Source organism: Allobaculum sp. JKK-2023 (genome assembly GCF_034745455.1).
Classification (GTDB): Bacteria; Bacillota_I; Bacilli_A; order Erysipelotrichales; family Erysipelotrichaceae; genus Allobaculum.
Map to the genome: position 1 here is coordinate 2,480,400 of NZ_JAYERV010000003.1, position 14,454 is coordinate 2,494,853.

13 protein-coding genes are annotated in these 14,454 nt (G+C 41.3%); 9 read left to right on the forward strand and 4 right to left on the reverse strand.

The genetic code is table 11. The features are described 5' to 3' along the window. Positions 1–70: 70 nt before the first annotated feature. From U4956_RS10020 to U4956_RS10035, 4 genes are all read left to right on the forward strand, one after another. Entirely contained in the window at positions 71–1,408 is a 1,338-nt protein-coding gene (locus U4956_RS10020) for a helix-turn-helix transcriptional regulator (RefSeq protein WP_323090524.1), read from the forward strand. A gap of 277 nt (positions 1,409–1,685) precedes the next feature. Beyond that, positions 1,686–4,379, forward strand: coding sequence for a cation-translocating P-type ATPase (locus tag U4956_RS10025; protein ID WP_323090526.1), 2,694 nt, complete (start codon positions 1,686–1,688; stop codon positions 4,377–4,379). Positions 4,380–5,482: 1,103 nt separating this feature from the next. Next, a complete protein-coding gene (locus tag U4956_RS10030) occupies positions 5,483–5,641 on the forward strand; it encodes a hypothetical protein (protein WP_323090528.1) in 159 nt (52 codons plus the stop codon). Next, a complete protein-coding gene (locus tag U4956_RS10035) occupies positions 5,610–6,068 on the forward strand; it encodes a hypothetical protein (RefSeq protein ID WP_323090529.1) in 459 nt (152 codons plus the stop codon). Before U4956_RS10030 ends, U4956_RS10035 begins: the two co-directional genes overlap by 32 nt. Positions 6,069–6,280: 212 nt before the next feature. Here the strand turns inward: U4956_RS10035 and U4956_RS10040 are convergent, their stop codons facing one another. Next, on the reverse strand, positions 6,281–7,654 hold the full coding sequence (locus tag U4956_RS10040; RefSeq protein ID WP_323088166.1) for an IS4 family transposase: 1,374 nt from the start codon (positions 7,652–7,654) through the stop codon (positions 6,281–6,283). A 195-nt stretch (positions 7,655–7,849) separates the two neighbouring features. On the opposite strand from U4956_RS10040, the gene U4956_RS10045 reads away from it, so the two are divergent. Then, entirely contained in the window at positions 7,850–8,089 is a 240-nt protein-coding gene (locus U4956_RS10045) for a hypothetical protein (protein ID WP_323090530.1), read from the forward strand. Between the two features lie 208 nt (positions 8,090–8,297). Beyond that, complete coding sequence (locus tag U4956_RS10050; RefSeq protein WP_323090532.1) at positions 8,298–8,792, forward strand: hypothetical protein; 495 nt, start codon at positions 8,298–8,300, stop codon at positions 8,790–8,792. A 189-nt stretch (positions 8,793–8,981) separates the two neighbouring features. Here the strand turns inward: U4956_RS10050 and U4956_RS10055 are convergent, their stop codons facing one another. Genes U4956_RS10055 through U4956_RS10065 form a run of 3 tightly spaced genes read right to left on the reverse strand, consistent with a single transcriptional unit; the run spans position 8,982 to position 11,494 of the window. Continuing rightward, on the reverse strand, positions 8,982–9,401 hold the full coding sequence (locus U4956_RS10055; RefSeq protein ID WP_323089020.1) for a hypothetical protein: 420 nt from the start codon (positions 9,399–9,401) through the stop codon (positions 8,982–8,984). Between the two features lie 18 nt (positions 9,402–9,419). Next, complete coding sequence (locus U4956_RS10060) at positions 9,420–10,229, reverse strand: ExeA family protein (RefSeq protein ID WP_323089019.1); 810 nt, start codon at positions 10,227–10,229, stop codon at positions 9,420–9,422. Then, positions 10,229–11,494, reverse strand: coding sequence for a DDE-type integrase/transposase/recombinase (locus U4956_RS10065; protein ID WP_323089018.1), 1,266 nt, complete (start codon positions 11,492–11,494; stop codon positions 10,229–10,231). Before U4956_RS10065 ends, U4956_RS10060 begins: the two co-directional genes overlap by 1 nt. A gap of 163 nt (positions 11,495–11,657) precedes the next feature. Here U4956_RS10065 and U4956_RS10070 point away from each other — a divergent pair, with 163 nt between their 5' ends. From U4956_RS10070 to U4956_RS10080, 3 genes are all read left to right on the forward strand, one after another. Further along, positions 11,658–11,831: a hypothetical protein gene (locus U4956_RS10070; protein WP_323089017.1), complete on the forward strand. Its 174-nt coding sequence runs from the start codon at positions 11,658–11,660 to the stop codon at positions 11,829–11,831. 524 nt (positions 11,832–12,355) lie between these two features. Continuing rightward, positions 12,356–13,765 carry a transposase gene (locus U4956_RS10075; RefSeq protein ID WP_323090533.1) on the forward strand — a complete coding sequence of 470 codons (1,410 nt, stop codon included), beginning with the start codon at positions 12,356–12,358 and terminating at the stop codon, positions 13,763–13,765. A gap of 13 nt (positions 13,766–13,778) precedes the next feature. Next, positions 13,779–14,423: a hypothetical protein gene (locus U4956_RS10080; protein WP_323090535.1), complete on the forward strand. Its 645-nt coding sequence runs from the start codon at positions 13,779–13,781 to the stop codon at positions 14,421–14,423. The last annotated feature ends 31 nt before the right edge of the window (positions 14,424–14,454 follow it).

Here is a 14,454-nt window from a genome sequence, read left to right on the forward strand (position 1 = left end):
TTTAAGTCTAAAGTGGGTTTGAGAATAAGCAAAGCCCCCTAAAATTCGTGAACTTAACGGTAAAAATAAAATGAATGTATATAGTAATCTTGGTTTTTTTGAAAAGCAGCTACGAAAGAGCTGCGGCTATTCTTTGGAAAATGTGTCACATGATATTGGAATTTCAAAAGGTTTTTTGAGCGAGGCTGAAAATGGAAGAAGAATTTTAAAGCGAGAAGCTTTTACCAGATTTCTGGAACGATATGGAATTGATTTTTCTTTGGACGAATCCCCTGCAAACATGGCCCAGTCTTTATTAAATGATTTTGTATTGGCTTGGATCGATCGAGATTTTGCGGATGAAGAGAAGATCAAAAGAAGGCTGGCGCATAATCGGCCTATCTTACAGAAGTCTTTGGGATGTCTGCATTTACTTCTAATCGATATCTTTTTATCTGTTCACCGTTATGCGCAGGTCCCCGATGTTCGAATGAAGAGATACTTAGAAGAAATTGATGACTATCTGCCTTTCTTCTTGCCAGACGAACAAGCTTTAATCAATTTTCTCAAAGGCTTTGAAGCAGTGAAAAAAAAGAAATATCCAGCTGCACTGGATCGCTATGAGAAAGCTTTGAATATATTAGACCGCAAACAATGGCCGGAACTGGAAGGCATCATCAAATTCCATCTGGCTCATGTCCTGGGGACTACTGTTTCGTTTTTTCAGGCGTATAAAACAGTACAGGAAGCGCGTTCCATTTTTGTCAACCATAACAACCATATACGGATGCTTCTGTGTGATAACAATAGTGCGTCTTATCTCATCAGTATGCAGGAATTTGAGGCGGCCAGGGAGTGCATTCGGAATATGCAGCGTTGTCAGAAACGATGGTTTCATGACAATCAGACCTATTCAAATACAACGACGCTTATGATTCTTGCCTTAACACTGGAGGAAGAATTCGGGCAAGCTGTTCAATTTGTCAAAGATCATCCTTTTCCAATTGAAAATGGTTTTATAGGAAATCTCTCATTGATTCCATATTGCCATTACAGACTGGGACAATATGAAGAATGCCTGAAAGTGATTGAAGATTTATCAAAAGAAAAGCCGACTGCCGATGACTGTGCACTTTTTGAGATTTTAAAGTGCATCCTGAAAAAGGATTCTAAAGGTGTTGAAAAGGCGAAATTGAAAATGGCGCAGATCTGCAGCAGACAAATGAACTGGTGCATGTTAATGGTTCTCTATCAACTGATGATTGCCTATTATGAATCAGAAAATGAAATAGAGCTGCTCAATGAAGCCTATCGTCAGCAAGTGCAAATTTGGCGGCATAAAATGCCTGAATATCATAAAAATTTAAAACAGCAAGACCCAAAAGTTCACACCCAAACTGGTGTTGCTTCCAACAAAGTTGGAGTCTGATTTTCGCTGACAGAGTGGGTGTGATCCTAATTCATCCTGAATTTTCAGGACTTTTCTACCAACTAAACTGTATTCATGAATTCGTACAACTTTTTTAGATCGACCCCTGCTGAATCTATAGGAAAGGATCAGAACGAATTGGACAAGAAATTCAATCTGTCCAAGGCGCAGGCTTTTTGCTGGTCAAAGGACAGAAGCTGTTTAAGAGGGTCGGGCTTGATGGAAAGGGAGAAAATGGAGGCCTGATATAATTTGGGCATCTGAAAGGTGGAATTTGATGCAATTTCATAATCTCTCTGTCCAGCAGACTGCTGAAGAGCTGAAAACCAGCTCATCCAATGGTCTAAGTGGGCAGGAAGCTGAAAGTCGACTATCCAAGTATGGTCCCAATCAGCTGAAGGCCAAGAAAAAACAATCCAAGTTCTCGAAGTTCTTAGATCAATTTAAAGATCCGATGATTCTGATTCTGCTAGCGGCTGCCGCAATTTCGCTGGTGGTTTCCATCATGAATCACGAAGGCATCAAGGGGTTGTTTGAACCGTTTTTAATTGTTCTGATTGTTGTTGTGAATGCGGCAATGGGGGTAGCCCAGGAGGATAAAGCCGAAAAAGCACTGGAAGCTTTACAGTCCTTGTCGGCTCCAAAAGCCCGGGTAATTCGCGATGGAAAAGAAACGTTGGTCGAATCGAAAGATCTGGTTCCTGGAGATCTGATTCGATTAGATGCTGGAGATTTTGTGCCGGCTGACGCTCGGTTAGTCCGTTCATCATCTATGAAATCGGATGAGTCGGCTCTGACGGGGGAAAGTGTACCAGCAGAAAAAGAAGCTACGGCTGTCATCGAAGAAAAAGCACCGCTGGGAGACCGTAAGGATATGATTTACTCTGGCTGTACGATTTCGTATGGCACCGGTATGGCAATTGTTACGGCAACCGGCATGGATACGGAAATGGGTAAAATTGCCAACCTGCTCGACAGTGAGCAGGAGACGATGACCCCTCTTCAGAAAAAGCTCAACCAGCTTGGAAAATATCTGGGAATTCTGGCGATTGTCTGCTGTGCCATTATCTTTGTGATTGGCTTGATGGATGGTCAGAATCCGTTGGAGCTGTTCATGACAGCTGTTTCGCTGGCTGTTTCAGCAATTCCTGAAGGTCTGCCAGCGATTGTAACGATCGTTCTTTCGATTGGTGTGCAGAGGATGGTTAAGAAAAATGCCATTATCCGTAAACTGCCAGCTGTTGAAACATTAGGCTCGGCTTCAGTCATCTGCTCAGATAAGACTGGAACCCTGACCCAGAATCGCATGACGTTAACGGAAGCCTATGTGGATGGTTCCAATGCGATTGAAGACATTACAACATCCAACTCGGATGGTGTTAAAGAATTACTGAAATATGGAACACTCGATTCGGATGGATCGGTTACCTGGGATGGCAAAAAATGGATCCATATCGGGGATCCAACGGAAACCTCAATTGTTATGGCTGCCCAGAACAACGGCATGCCAAAAGATGAACTGAATAAAGAATATCCGCGGATAGCTGATCTGCCTTTTGACTCCGATCGTAAAATGATGACAAGTATTAATAAGGTTGGAGATAAGTATGTAGCCATCACCAAAGGGGCTTTCGACCAGATGCTGCCACGCATTACACATGGCAATACGGAAGAAGCCAAGAAGATTAACCAGCAGATGTCTGAAAATGCACTGCGTGTGATTGCAATTGCCAAGCGTGAATTTGATTCCATGCCTGAAAATATCACCAGTGATGACATTGAAAAAGACCTGACCTTCTTAGGCATGGTCGGTATGATTGACCCACCTAGAGAAGAAGCAGCTCAGGCAGTTGCCGAAGCCAAGAAAGCAGGGATCCGTACTGTGATGATTACGGGAGACCATGTTGTTACAGCCTCCGCAATCGCAAAAAAACTCGGAATCTTGCGTCCGGGTGATAAAGCTGTCACTGGGGCAGATGTCGATGCTATGACAGACCGGGAACTGGAAAAAGAAGCTCCACAGATTTCGGTTTATGCCCGTGTTTCTCCAGAAAATAAAATCCGGATTGTTAAAGCCTGGCAGAAACTTGGCCAGACTGTTGCCATGACCGGCGACGGTGTCAATGACGCTCCAGCCTTAAAAGCAGCAGATATCGGTGTTGCGATGGGGGTTACCGGAACGGATGTTGCCAAAGGCGCTTCGGATATGACACTGAGTGATGATAACTTCGCGACAATCATTGCGGCTGTGCGAGAAGGCCGTGGTATTTATGCCAACATTAAAAACGTTGTTGGCTATCTGCTGGGAACCAATATTGGTGAAGTCCTTGTTGTATTCTTTGTGATGCTGCTGTGGAAACAGTCCGCGCTGCTTTCGATGCAGTTATTATGGATTAATATGGTCACTGATTCGCTGCCTGCCATTGCGCTTGGCATGGAGCCAGTTGATGATGCTGTTATGAATCAGGCGCCAACGCCAAAAAATCAGGGGATTTTTGCGAATGGCTTTGGCACCCGGATTATTTTACAGGGAATGATGTTTGGTCTGCTGGCCATTATTGCCTTCAGAATTGGTGAAACCTGGACCGGTTCGGAAATGGGAGGCCGCAGCCTGTGCTTCATGGTTCTTGCTTGTTCTCAGGTTGTCCAGGCGTATAACATGCGTTCTGAAAAGAGCCTGTTTAAGATTGGTCCATTTACCAATAAGCATCTGAATATGGCTGTAGCAGCTTCGACTGCCATGATGGTCATTGTTCAGTTTATTCCAGGCATTATGACTGCCTTTGGTGTGATGTATCTACCATGGCAGCTGTATCTGATTGGCGTGCTTTTGATTTTTGTTCCTGTTCTTGTGATGGAAATTTCTAAAAAGTTTGGCCTGATCAAGCATGCTGAAAATGTAGAAGAAAAGTACCATGAGAAAGTCGAAAAGGAAATCGACTCTCGGACCTTAGATCCTGAAGACAAATAGTTTCATTTGTTTTGTCTGCAGGATGAACATAGGCGTTCTAAATTTGTAAGTGGTTTTTAAATCACCGGCTCTAAACCATTGGGTGGATTTTCCATCTCACAATTGGTTTAGAGCCTTTTTGTATGCCGTTTAGCAGGCTTTTCCAGAACGTAGGAGAACAGGGTTGCAATATCTTTTCCAATTGCCGAAGCCAGGTGCGTTTCGTTTCAGTGTCTGGATGATTCTGTTCCTGTCATCAATCAGACTGGAATTGAGATGGCTGTCTTGCCGGGAAATGCCGGGACAGGCTTATCAATTCATTGTTTCTTGTTCAATGGAAGCAGGCAGAACCCAACAAATAGGATCCAGGAAACCCCCACCAGAATCCATCCGATCTGGGAATAGTTGAAGGACAGTGTTCCGGCCATCATGCCTTCAGGTTGATGGAAAGAGGGAAAACTATAGCCAACAATCAGCAAAACAACACAAAGTAAAAGGAACCAGTACAGTCTTTTGCTTTCTGGTAATTGCTTCTTCAGCCACACCCAGAGAACTACAATCAAAACAAAGAGAAGAGCCATGATTACAACAACCCATAAACCTTCTGAACCAGAGTGAGACAGAAATCCGAACAAATTGAGTAGGAGAAAAAACAGTAGAAAAAGCCAGAAACGGGATCTTTTTCCGGATGAATTTTTGGTATGCATCGAATCGTCCTCCTTGAATATGATTAGCAAAATATACCTGCAAAAACAGTAAGATGAGGATCCATGTGATCTTTACTCCAAAGCTGTCAATTACATTTGCTTAATCGACATTAAAGAATATAGATAATTTATAAGAGGTTATTGCACTTCGGGTGGATAAAACTGACAAAATAGAGTCTCCTTGGAAAACCGTCTGCCATTTCCCATCTCACTTAAATTGCCTTTTGAAATTTTTAAATCTTTTGAAACATTGTCTAACGAAAAGCTATGCTTCTTTCTGAGCATTTTTTCGATGAAGCCTAAATTATTAACAGCATCCCCACATCTTTCCCCCTTATGTTCTCGAATTTTTGGGGCTATAAATCGTGCGAAGAACATACTAGTATTAAATCACAAAAAAGAAGGAGAAAAATCTTGATGAAGTATTTTAAGACATTGATTTTAGTTCTAAGCCTTTCGTTACTCATCGGAACAGCAATCAGTCCAAAGTTCTGTGAAAAGCATCAAGTAGATGATTATTGTTGGATAGAAGAGGATAGACCTTATGGTGGAACAGAAACAACAATGGAAGACTAATAAATTTAATATAAGATTATGTTCTCTTAACTTAGGAATTATACTGACGCTTACTTTATGCGGATGTCAGGAAGATTTATCTTTGATTTCTGATAGTTTACCTTCGAACAATAGTCAGAGTAGTCAGAGTACTAATATCAGTCAGAGTACCAATATGGAAACGTCAAGTAGCGAAATAAAGACACTGAGTGAAGCAATAGTTGTTCCTCCTTCAACTTTGGACTATGATCAAGTGCCTATTAGTGGGTTGTTTGTTGATTCAAAGAGGTATGAGTATCCTAATGACACTAAATTTATTCTTACCTATTTAAGCGAGGATAACGTCCTATATGGCGAAGGAGATGCATCCAGTGATCGAACAGCCTTATTTTTGGCATCTTATGATTTAAATGATGGAGAGCAATGTCATTTAGCTAGAAAAATATGACCTCAAACTTTGTATAAAAATCAAAGACAAAGTGGATGATAGGAATAGAATTTGCTGCTGATTATATCCATATGCACCAACCAAGCACAAAATATACTGATTGATTTGGCTGTATTCATCAAAATAGGTGCACTAAAAACAACCCTTCGATAAGAGCCGTTTTTAAGAACTGTATGGGTGGTTTGTATCAATAAGATGCGCATATAATGCACTTATCGATAGGTGAACCATATCAAACGATTGGGATGGAGATTTCGCTTGAAGCTCCTTTCCGGCCGAACGGGCAGTTTTTCTCTTAGCAGCTCCTCGGTCAGAGCTTGAAACTCCGCTTTTGTAATTTGACAGATTGTTCGTTTTTTCGTCCATTTCGGAGTAAACGTGTTCCTGATAGCCCGTATCGCCTTAGTTGTATTGATTTGGTATTCATAAGTTGTCTGCTTCTCTTCTTTATTATCCGATTGAGATGATTCAAGAACACACTTTTTGATCTCGGAAACCAGATTGTAGAAGATAAGGGATGAATAAATCTCCTGAATGATGTATTCTGCTTTTATCGAGTGGATACGTTTCATTCCTATTCCATATTTAAGCCAGGAGAAACTCTGCTCGATTCGCCACCTTAGGTGGTAAATAAATCCAAGAGCCTCCGGAGGAAATTCTGCTTCATCCAGATTGGTAATCAGTCCTTCCCAGACGTTGTCGCCAATCTCGATAGCTACCACCCTGCAGTCAAAATCAATAAATTCAGATTCTTGATCAATCTGTCTCATTGATTTTTTGACCAGGTATTTCATCTGGGGGTTTTCTTTTTCCTCTTTTCTTTGGTGGTGGGTAAGAATGCGGCTGATCTGCTGGTCTTCTGTATGGTCAAGCTGTGTATAAGTCAGGCAGCTATACTCTCGTTCTTTCATACGTATGAGGTATTTGTGCCCTAAGGATTCAATAAGCTTACACAATGGATAAGAAAAATACCCTCTGTCCATGACAAAGAGAAATGTCTCGCCAGGATAAGCTTCGTGAATCTCCTTGACCATTTTCATAGCAGCGGCCCGCTCGTCTTTGGACCTCTGGTCTTGAGTGACGATGGCTAGATATTTGTCATTAAGTACGTCATAGGCAGCGTTAATGTGAATACCGGCCCGGATGATGGTTTCCTTGTTCTTGGCATAAATGATGTAGTCAGGTTCATCTTCATTTGGCGCAACAGGTTCATTGGTTCCATCAAAGGCTATTACCCTTAGCCCTTTATATTTTTTATCCATGTAACAAAGTGCCAATGTGGCTTTGTGCAGTGCTGAAAATACGCTGACTGGAGTCTTGGCTTTTGTCTGAACAAGTGCCGAAGCAGATGGTCTTACACTGCCCATGCCGAAATAGTTCATGGATAAATCGGAGAGTGTTGATCCATTCCCGATAATGGATGTATTCAGGAAATGGAACAAGTTTATTTTTGATGATCGATAATGACTTCGTGAGAAAGCTCCTGTTTGAGAAGCAAGAATCTTCTCCTGTTTGTGGGCAAATTCCTCAAGGAATTTCATGAATCTTTGATAAATCACGGACGGCGAAGTAACTTTAGTTGCCATATTTTCCTCCTTATAAAGTTATGTTTTCAACGTGATAAGGATTAAATTAGACAATTATAGAGTTGTTGTCAAAGCTAATTTTCGTTAAACCAGAAAATATAAAATCCACCATCTGTGCACGGATGGTGGACAATACTAACTATCAAAAACTAAGCTAAATGACATTGTGATGGAGAGTTTAAGAAAATTGCTGATATGAATAGCCAATCAGAACAAGCCTCCATTGGAATAATTTCCGCTGATAAAGATTTAGTCATCTATGAAGAAAGTGATCAATCTAATAATACTTCTCGATATTATTTATATGATTTAAAAAACGATAGTGCTAAAGAAATCTACTCAATTGCCAATATTCCAGCTTTGCATTATACACAAGCGGTCATTTCATCAAATGGAATAATGTTTAATTTTTATAACCCAGAGAATGGATTTTAGGTTCTTACGCAAATGTAGTTTTTAACACTGGTGATCAGTAGGGATTGTCCGCAATGACAGTCCCTTTTTTGATCATTTAAATAAATTAATTATCTTTATTAGGTTTGTTAAGCATCTATAATCAATAACCTTATTGCTCATTATTGTTTATTTCATTATCATAGAATTTCATGCTCTTTAAGGGGTTTCTGAAAGGACTGTGGTGACAATGAACAAACTGAGTTTTATCCGTATTCACGAAGAGAATAAGCCTGTTCACGATATTGAGTCCTCTCTCTTTGGTGAAGATTTGATTAAAGATGCTGACCGACAGGATTATCGGGACAAGTATGGCTGCCTCCACTTTTTTCGTATTCATGCTCCAGAAACCGGGAAAATCAGTGGACCAAACGGTGAAAAATGTATTTCCACAAATGGATATCAGGAACGCATCTGTCAGACCATGCCTGTTGGAGGCCAGACTGCTTATGTTCATATTCGCCAGGAACGCCTTGTCTACTTCAATAAGCATGGTAAGAAAGTTACTTTTGTGCTTCCTGTCAAGGGATACCGCTTTAATCAGCGGAAAAGTGACGAACTTACTGTTTTTCTGCTGTCTATTTCACTCTTCTGCTCGGCAAATGTGGCAGCACACGTGTGCCAGTCCATGGGCATTGATGTCTGCCATGATACCTTTGTTACGCGTCGAATTGATTTGACATAATACGTTAATTTTTATTGCAGTTATTTGCTCCAGAAATCTTTCTAAACATCTTGATTTCAATAAATCGATATGAATTATCGCGTCACTTTCTTTTTCAAAAATATGACCCTTGGCTTTTTGATAAAATTAGTTATTGATAATTAAAAATGAGATCCGATGCATTTCTTGCATCAGATCTCGTTTAACTATTCAGAAAGGCAATTCTGTATTTGCCCATTCTTTCGCTTTTTCGAAACTATAGTATTCGTACTGGGCTACAGGGTCTACCGTGTCCCAGATCCGATAAGGCCCAAAGATAAACTCTTCAATTTCAAGACTTTTCATCTCCTGATTTTTACTGCTTCCGTACGCACCAGTTCGGGCCTGTACAAAAACTGTACGGTGATCAGGATCATAGCCTGTAATTGTATAGCGCGGCTCTTCAATGCCATCTGACCTTACAACGACTGCGTGGCAATGCTCCGATGAAAGGTACTTTCGGATGAGATATTCATAGGCCGGAATTTCTTCGTTGCGTGTCTGTACTGCCTGCGCAGCTTCTTCATAGCTTGATCCTTCTTTCTTCAGGTAGTGAAAGAGATCATAAGGATTAAATGTTGAATACATCATCTTCATCTCCAGTTCATTTTAAATGTCAAGTTCACAGTCTTCACGGGCAATGGTTACAATATCAGCTGTGATCTGCCGCTTTTTCTGTGCAGCTGCTTCAATCATGCTTTTGGAAAGAAGCGAATCCATAACCCTTACTGAACCCTGCGAAAAGCGCCAGGCTGCTTCAATGGCATCTTCAGAAAATACCGGTTCTTCGCAGCCCGATTCCTTCAGACACCACTCAACATACTGTCCTGCTTCTTTTCGACTCAGGCCATTTGCGTGATAATTCACGATGATTCGCTGTCTGAGAGATTCGTTGATGCTCTGTTTTAAAATTCGATTCAGTCCGGGAAGACCCGAGAGAATCAGAATGCAGCAGTCACGAGAATCCATTTCAAAGTTCAGAAGCATAACCAGATCCCGCAGAATGGCATTGGATAAATATTGTGCTTCATCAATGATAATCACCGGCGTACATTTCTTTTCCTCGCACTGATAGCGGATTTCATCTTGGATTTGCCGAAACAGGTCAACCTTTTTATATTGCGGCTCAAGACCAAGCTCACTTGAAAGCATCCGAAAGAACTCCGCAACAGTGACAGTTGTCATCTGCAGGTAAATCACTTTAAACGAAGCTGGATTAAGGTTGTTGGTAAATTCACGGATCGCAGCAGTCTTGCCAGTTCCGGGTTTGCCAGTAATCAGACCAATTCCGCGAACCTTTTTTAAATGTTCCAGTCGACCTTCAAGCTGCTGAATATCTTCTGTTTTGTAAAGATGCCGGTAGCGTGAAGATTTCTGAAAGGGCAGCTGCCGCAGGCCAAAGAATAATGTCGGTTCCATTACTGTGTCTCCTTATGCGGGTAAACAATATGGCGTTTGCGATGGGTATAAGCATTTTCATGCTTATCTACCTTTTTTACAGAAATCTGCTTGTTTGAGATCGGATCCAGGATCCATGCCCGATCATCATTAAGAGGGTCGATAAAAATTTCGATTTTCTGCTTCATGAATTCTGAAGGAACTTCGTAAAGGACATTCTGAACCGAAACAGTCGAGTTTGTTTTGACTTTTCGCTCATACCTGCAGACAAAGATAGAATCCAGTTTTTCCAGAGGAATTTTATGGATGTATTCCTGATCCATAAGGAATCTTTCTCTTGGTGTCAGACAGGTACCATCCTCTTTGGCTAGAGAAGAGTGAGGTTTATTGATATACTCAGGGTAGAGATAGTGACTGAACGAGCTTTTTACTTCTGCCAGGTCGTTGAAACTTGTCCAGTCAATCTGATTGAGCCATCCTTCCTTCAGGGTTCGGTTCAATCTTTCTACCTTCCCCTTCTGGGCCCCATCCCGCACAGCACAATAACGCAAAACGATTCCTGCTTGTGCGCAGGCTAAGGCCAGATGGTGGTTTTCATAGGTTCCGCCGTGATCAAGAAGCAGCTTTTCCGGTCTTCCATTCCGAGCGATTGCGTCCTTAAGCACTTCAAGAAAATTCGCGGCATTATCGTGGGTATAGATACCGTACCCAACAACCATCCGGCTGGCATCGTCCACAATGAGCATCAGACAGACTTTTTCACCATTTAAATTCTGCAAGAAAGTGGTGTCTGCCTGCCAGCACTCGTTGGCATGCCGGAACTCAAAAGCCTTCCTGTCCTTATTCTGATGAATGGCAGGGAGCTTTTTTTCTGGTCTGGCCGTTCTGACAAAGCGATCAATTGTTGACTGAGAAAGCGAATCATCAATAATACCCTCGTCTTTCAGCCTTTCTCTCAGCTTCACGTTGGAAATTCTTGGAAACTGATCAAGGATCTGACAGATTCGGCTTTGAACCTGGGGAGTAAGGGCGCGAAACACCCCCTGGTCTTTTCTGCTGCGCGAAATAAGACCATCCAGTCCCGAAGATTCAAAGCAGTGGCACCACCAGAGAAGGGTGCGTGGACTGTAAAACTTTGATACCCCAGTGACAGGGTTCATCAATGGCGATGAAGCGATTTTTTTGGCTAAGGCATGTCTGGATTCATCCTCTTTTTTCCGATGAAGGATAGGGGAAATGACGCCAACTTTCCAGATTGCGATCTTTTCTTTGTTTTCCTGATTCAAGATTTCACCTCCAATAAGATCAATCCCAACATACCATCAAATCGGCCGCTTCTACTATGTCCAAATGATTTGAGTGTGGTCATATGCATAAATTCCATACCCCATAACAGATGAACGACCAGTGGCTTGATATTGGAAAGTGACGCGTAAAAAAAGATTCACTGTGGATGTGAAGAAAATCAACAAGAAAGTCTATGAGCCTCTTAGAAGACTGGGCAAGCTTGCAGGCTGTCCGGCCTCTGGACAACTGATTTTGATGGGCAAGTCTGGTCTGCATAATTCTCCAGTCCTCGGCCGAGTAACGATTAATCAGGCTGCGAATGGTGGATCGGGGTAAATGGAAGTGCGTGGCAGTCGTCTGAAACTGCTCTTTCCCCGGGCCATAAAAATAGCCAAGAACACATACCAGAAAACTATATGTAAAGACACAGAAAGGACATATCCAGAGCGGTAAAAATGCATGATATGGATGTTCACATGTTTTACATTCGCAACGAAAGACGGTCACAGTCAGATGAAATGGTTTTGAATTTTTACTGGTATATAGATAGCGTTGGTAATGGGAATGAACCTTCATTTTGCCAACAGTTCCGCAACAGGGACACTTAGAACGTATCCTTAGAGCATTTTTTAGATCCCGGTCATAACGGTTTTGAAAGTTGGATGAGTATGAACTTGGATCAATGCTTGGGAGTTTTCCGACAATACACATGATAATCACCTTAGAATAATTTTAATCCAACTGTTAACGTTCTAAAATGTAAATTTAATATGATGCAAAAAAGCACAATCCATTTCATACCTGCCTAGGCAGGTATGAAATGGATTGTGCTTGAAATCCCGAAATCTATGTAATACAAGATGCCTCGTAACACCATCACCAGAATCTACAAAAACATTACAATCGTAGATAACCCTGATATCAAGGCCATTGGTGTCGATGACGTCAGTTCCAGAAAAGGGCGAACCTACCACACAGCTATTTACGATCTGAAAACGCACCAGGTTATTGCGCTGCTTGATGGAAGAGATGGCCAGGCACTTAAGGAGTGGCTGAAAAAACACCAGAAGGTTAAGATTGTAACCCGTGATCGTGCTTCCGCTTTTGCTTCAGCGATTTCTGAGATCTTGCCAGACTGTACTCAGATAGCAGACCGTTTCCACTTATTCCAGAATCTTGTAGGCCGTATTAAGGATATTTTGAAGTGTGAAATTCCATCTACACTCTATGTAAAGGATGGAGAGATTACTTCAGTAAAACCTGAGACAGAGAAAGCCGCGCCTGCTGTTGCAGAAAAAGTGGAATATGACAATACACCCGTTGCCGAAACAAACTGCCAGATCATCAAAGACAAAGCCAAAAGTGACGATTTTTACGCAGAACAGTATGAAAGACAGGCAAAAGTCTGTTCTGATAAGTACGCAATGATCTGTTCTTTGCGAAAAGAATGGGCTGAGACCGTGAAGCCTAAGTTCAAGGATTTTCAGGAGAAATATGACATCTCCTATCCTACTTTAAAAAAATACCTGAAGATGACGGAAGAGGAAGTTGAAGGAATAAAAGAGGTTAGAAAGCGACCAAAGTATAAGACAGACATGGATAACTATATCAATATAATTTATAAAATGGTTATTGATGGCCATAAACCCGCTGTCATCTATTCATACCTGCAATCTAAAGGATGCAAGGCCTGTTATGGTACGGTCTTGCATTATATTCATCAGATGAAGAATACTCATATCAAAGACGAACTCATAAAGCCTTTTGACTATGACAGGGGCACTGAAGCGGTTCAGGTCAAACGCTACGACATCGTGAAATACATGGTAACCAGCGATCGGGACAAGATGAAGGAGACTGAAGTTGCGAAAGTGTACGAACAGATTCTGGATAAGTATCCTGCAGTGAGATTCTGCGATCAGCTCTGGAAGGATTTCCATGAGACATTGATGGGAGACAATCCAGATAAACTTGACTGGTTCTGTACCAAATATGAGGAGAGTAGAATCCAAGGCTTTATAAACGGCATAAAAAAAGATATTGCGCCGGTCAAGAACGCAATATCCTATGAGCATAGCAGCGGGTTCGTTGAAGGCGGCAACTGCCGCTATAAGCTTGTCAAACGCACCATGTTTGGCAGAGCCAACATTGAACACCTGTTCCATAAGTTTTATGCCCAATCTAGTATAACGTGTGGTGGATTAAATGCCAGAACTTTGTTAGCAGACTGGATTGAAAAATCACGTTGGGAAGACAAAACGGTCATTTAAACAATGATCATGAATGAGAAACAGTCAGAATGAGAGGCTTCTACTGATCACTAGTGTTAAAAACTACATTTGCGTAAGATCCGGATTTTATACGAACCAATTCTATTCATTTCAAGATGAAAATTTCACCGTTGTTGAAAATGATAACTGTGGATTTCCAATCGAATGTAATGGATTATGGTATTATCTCAAAATTGACAATCAAAACTTAGTAACCCAACTGATCGAGCTCGATTTGTCCACCCGAAATAAAACTGTTCTATACGAAACTAATAATGGAGATAATTATATTTCAGGTCTATATAGCAATGGGAATGAAATGTTTATCACGGTAAACAAGGGGAATGAAATATATCTTGGGCGAGTAGACTTAGAAAACTGCCAGATTGAATATTTGATTCAATCAGATTGGATTGAATCTGTTCAAGTGAACGAGGATTATATTTCATGGCTAGGATCAAATACATTATCTGATCGAGTTCGCCCACAATATTACTTATATGGTATCGGCAAGGGTGTATTGTATCAAAACGATGGCGGACCGATATTCCTTGCGGATAATTCAATGGTCTGGGTCGAGTATAAAAAGAAGGATTCCGAGATAAATAAGGGCGAAATATATCAGAATGGAAATACTGATCTGGTTTTGAAAAACTAATCATCTTTTTTAATCTCGTGCTATCTGTCTT

Coding starts and splice junctions, on each gene's coding strand:
- U4956_RS10025 (WP_323090526.1), top strand. CDS start 1,686: ATGCAATTTCATAATCTCTCTGTCCAGCAGACTGCTGAAGAGCTGAAA.
- U4956_RS10035 (WP_323090529.1), top strand. CDS start 5,610: ATGGTGGAACAGAAACAACAATGGAAGACTAATAAATTTAATATAAGA.
- U4956_RS10020 (WP_323090524.1), top strand. CDS start 71: ATGAATGTATATAGTAATCTTGGTTTTTTTGAAAAGCAGCTACGAAAG.
- U4956_RS10045 (WP_323090530.1), top strand. CDS start 7,850: ATGAATAGCCAATCAGAACAAGCCTCCATTGGAATAATTTCCGCTGAT.
- U4956_RS10055 (WP_323089020.1), bottom strand. CDS start 9,401: ATGATGTATTCAACATTTAATCCTTATGATCTCTTTCACTACCTGAAG.
- U4956_RS10040 (WP_323088166.1), bottom strand. CDS start 7,654: ATGGCAACTAAAGTTACTTCGCCGTCCGTGATTTATCAAAGATTCATG.
- U4956_RS10080 (WP_323090535.1), top strand. CDS start 13,779: ATGAGAAACAGTCAGAATGAGAGGCTTCTACTGATCACTAGTGTTAAA.
- U4956_RS10060 (WP_323089019.1), bottom strand. CDS start 10,229: ATGGAACCGACATTATTCTTTGGCCTGCGGCAGCTGCCCTTTCAGAAA.
- U4956_RS10050 (WP_323090532.1), top strand. CDS start 8,298: ATGAACAAACTGAGTTTTATCCGTATTCACGAAGAGAATAAGCCTGTT.
- U4956_RS10030 (WP_323090528.1), top strand. CDS start 5,483: ATGAAGTATTTTAAGACATTGATTTTAGTTCTAAGCCTTTCGTTACTC.
- U4956_RS10075 (WP_323090533.1), top strand. CDS start 12,356: ATGCCTCGTAACACCATCACCAGAATCTACAAAAACATTACAATCGTA.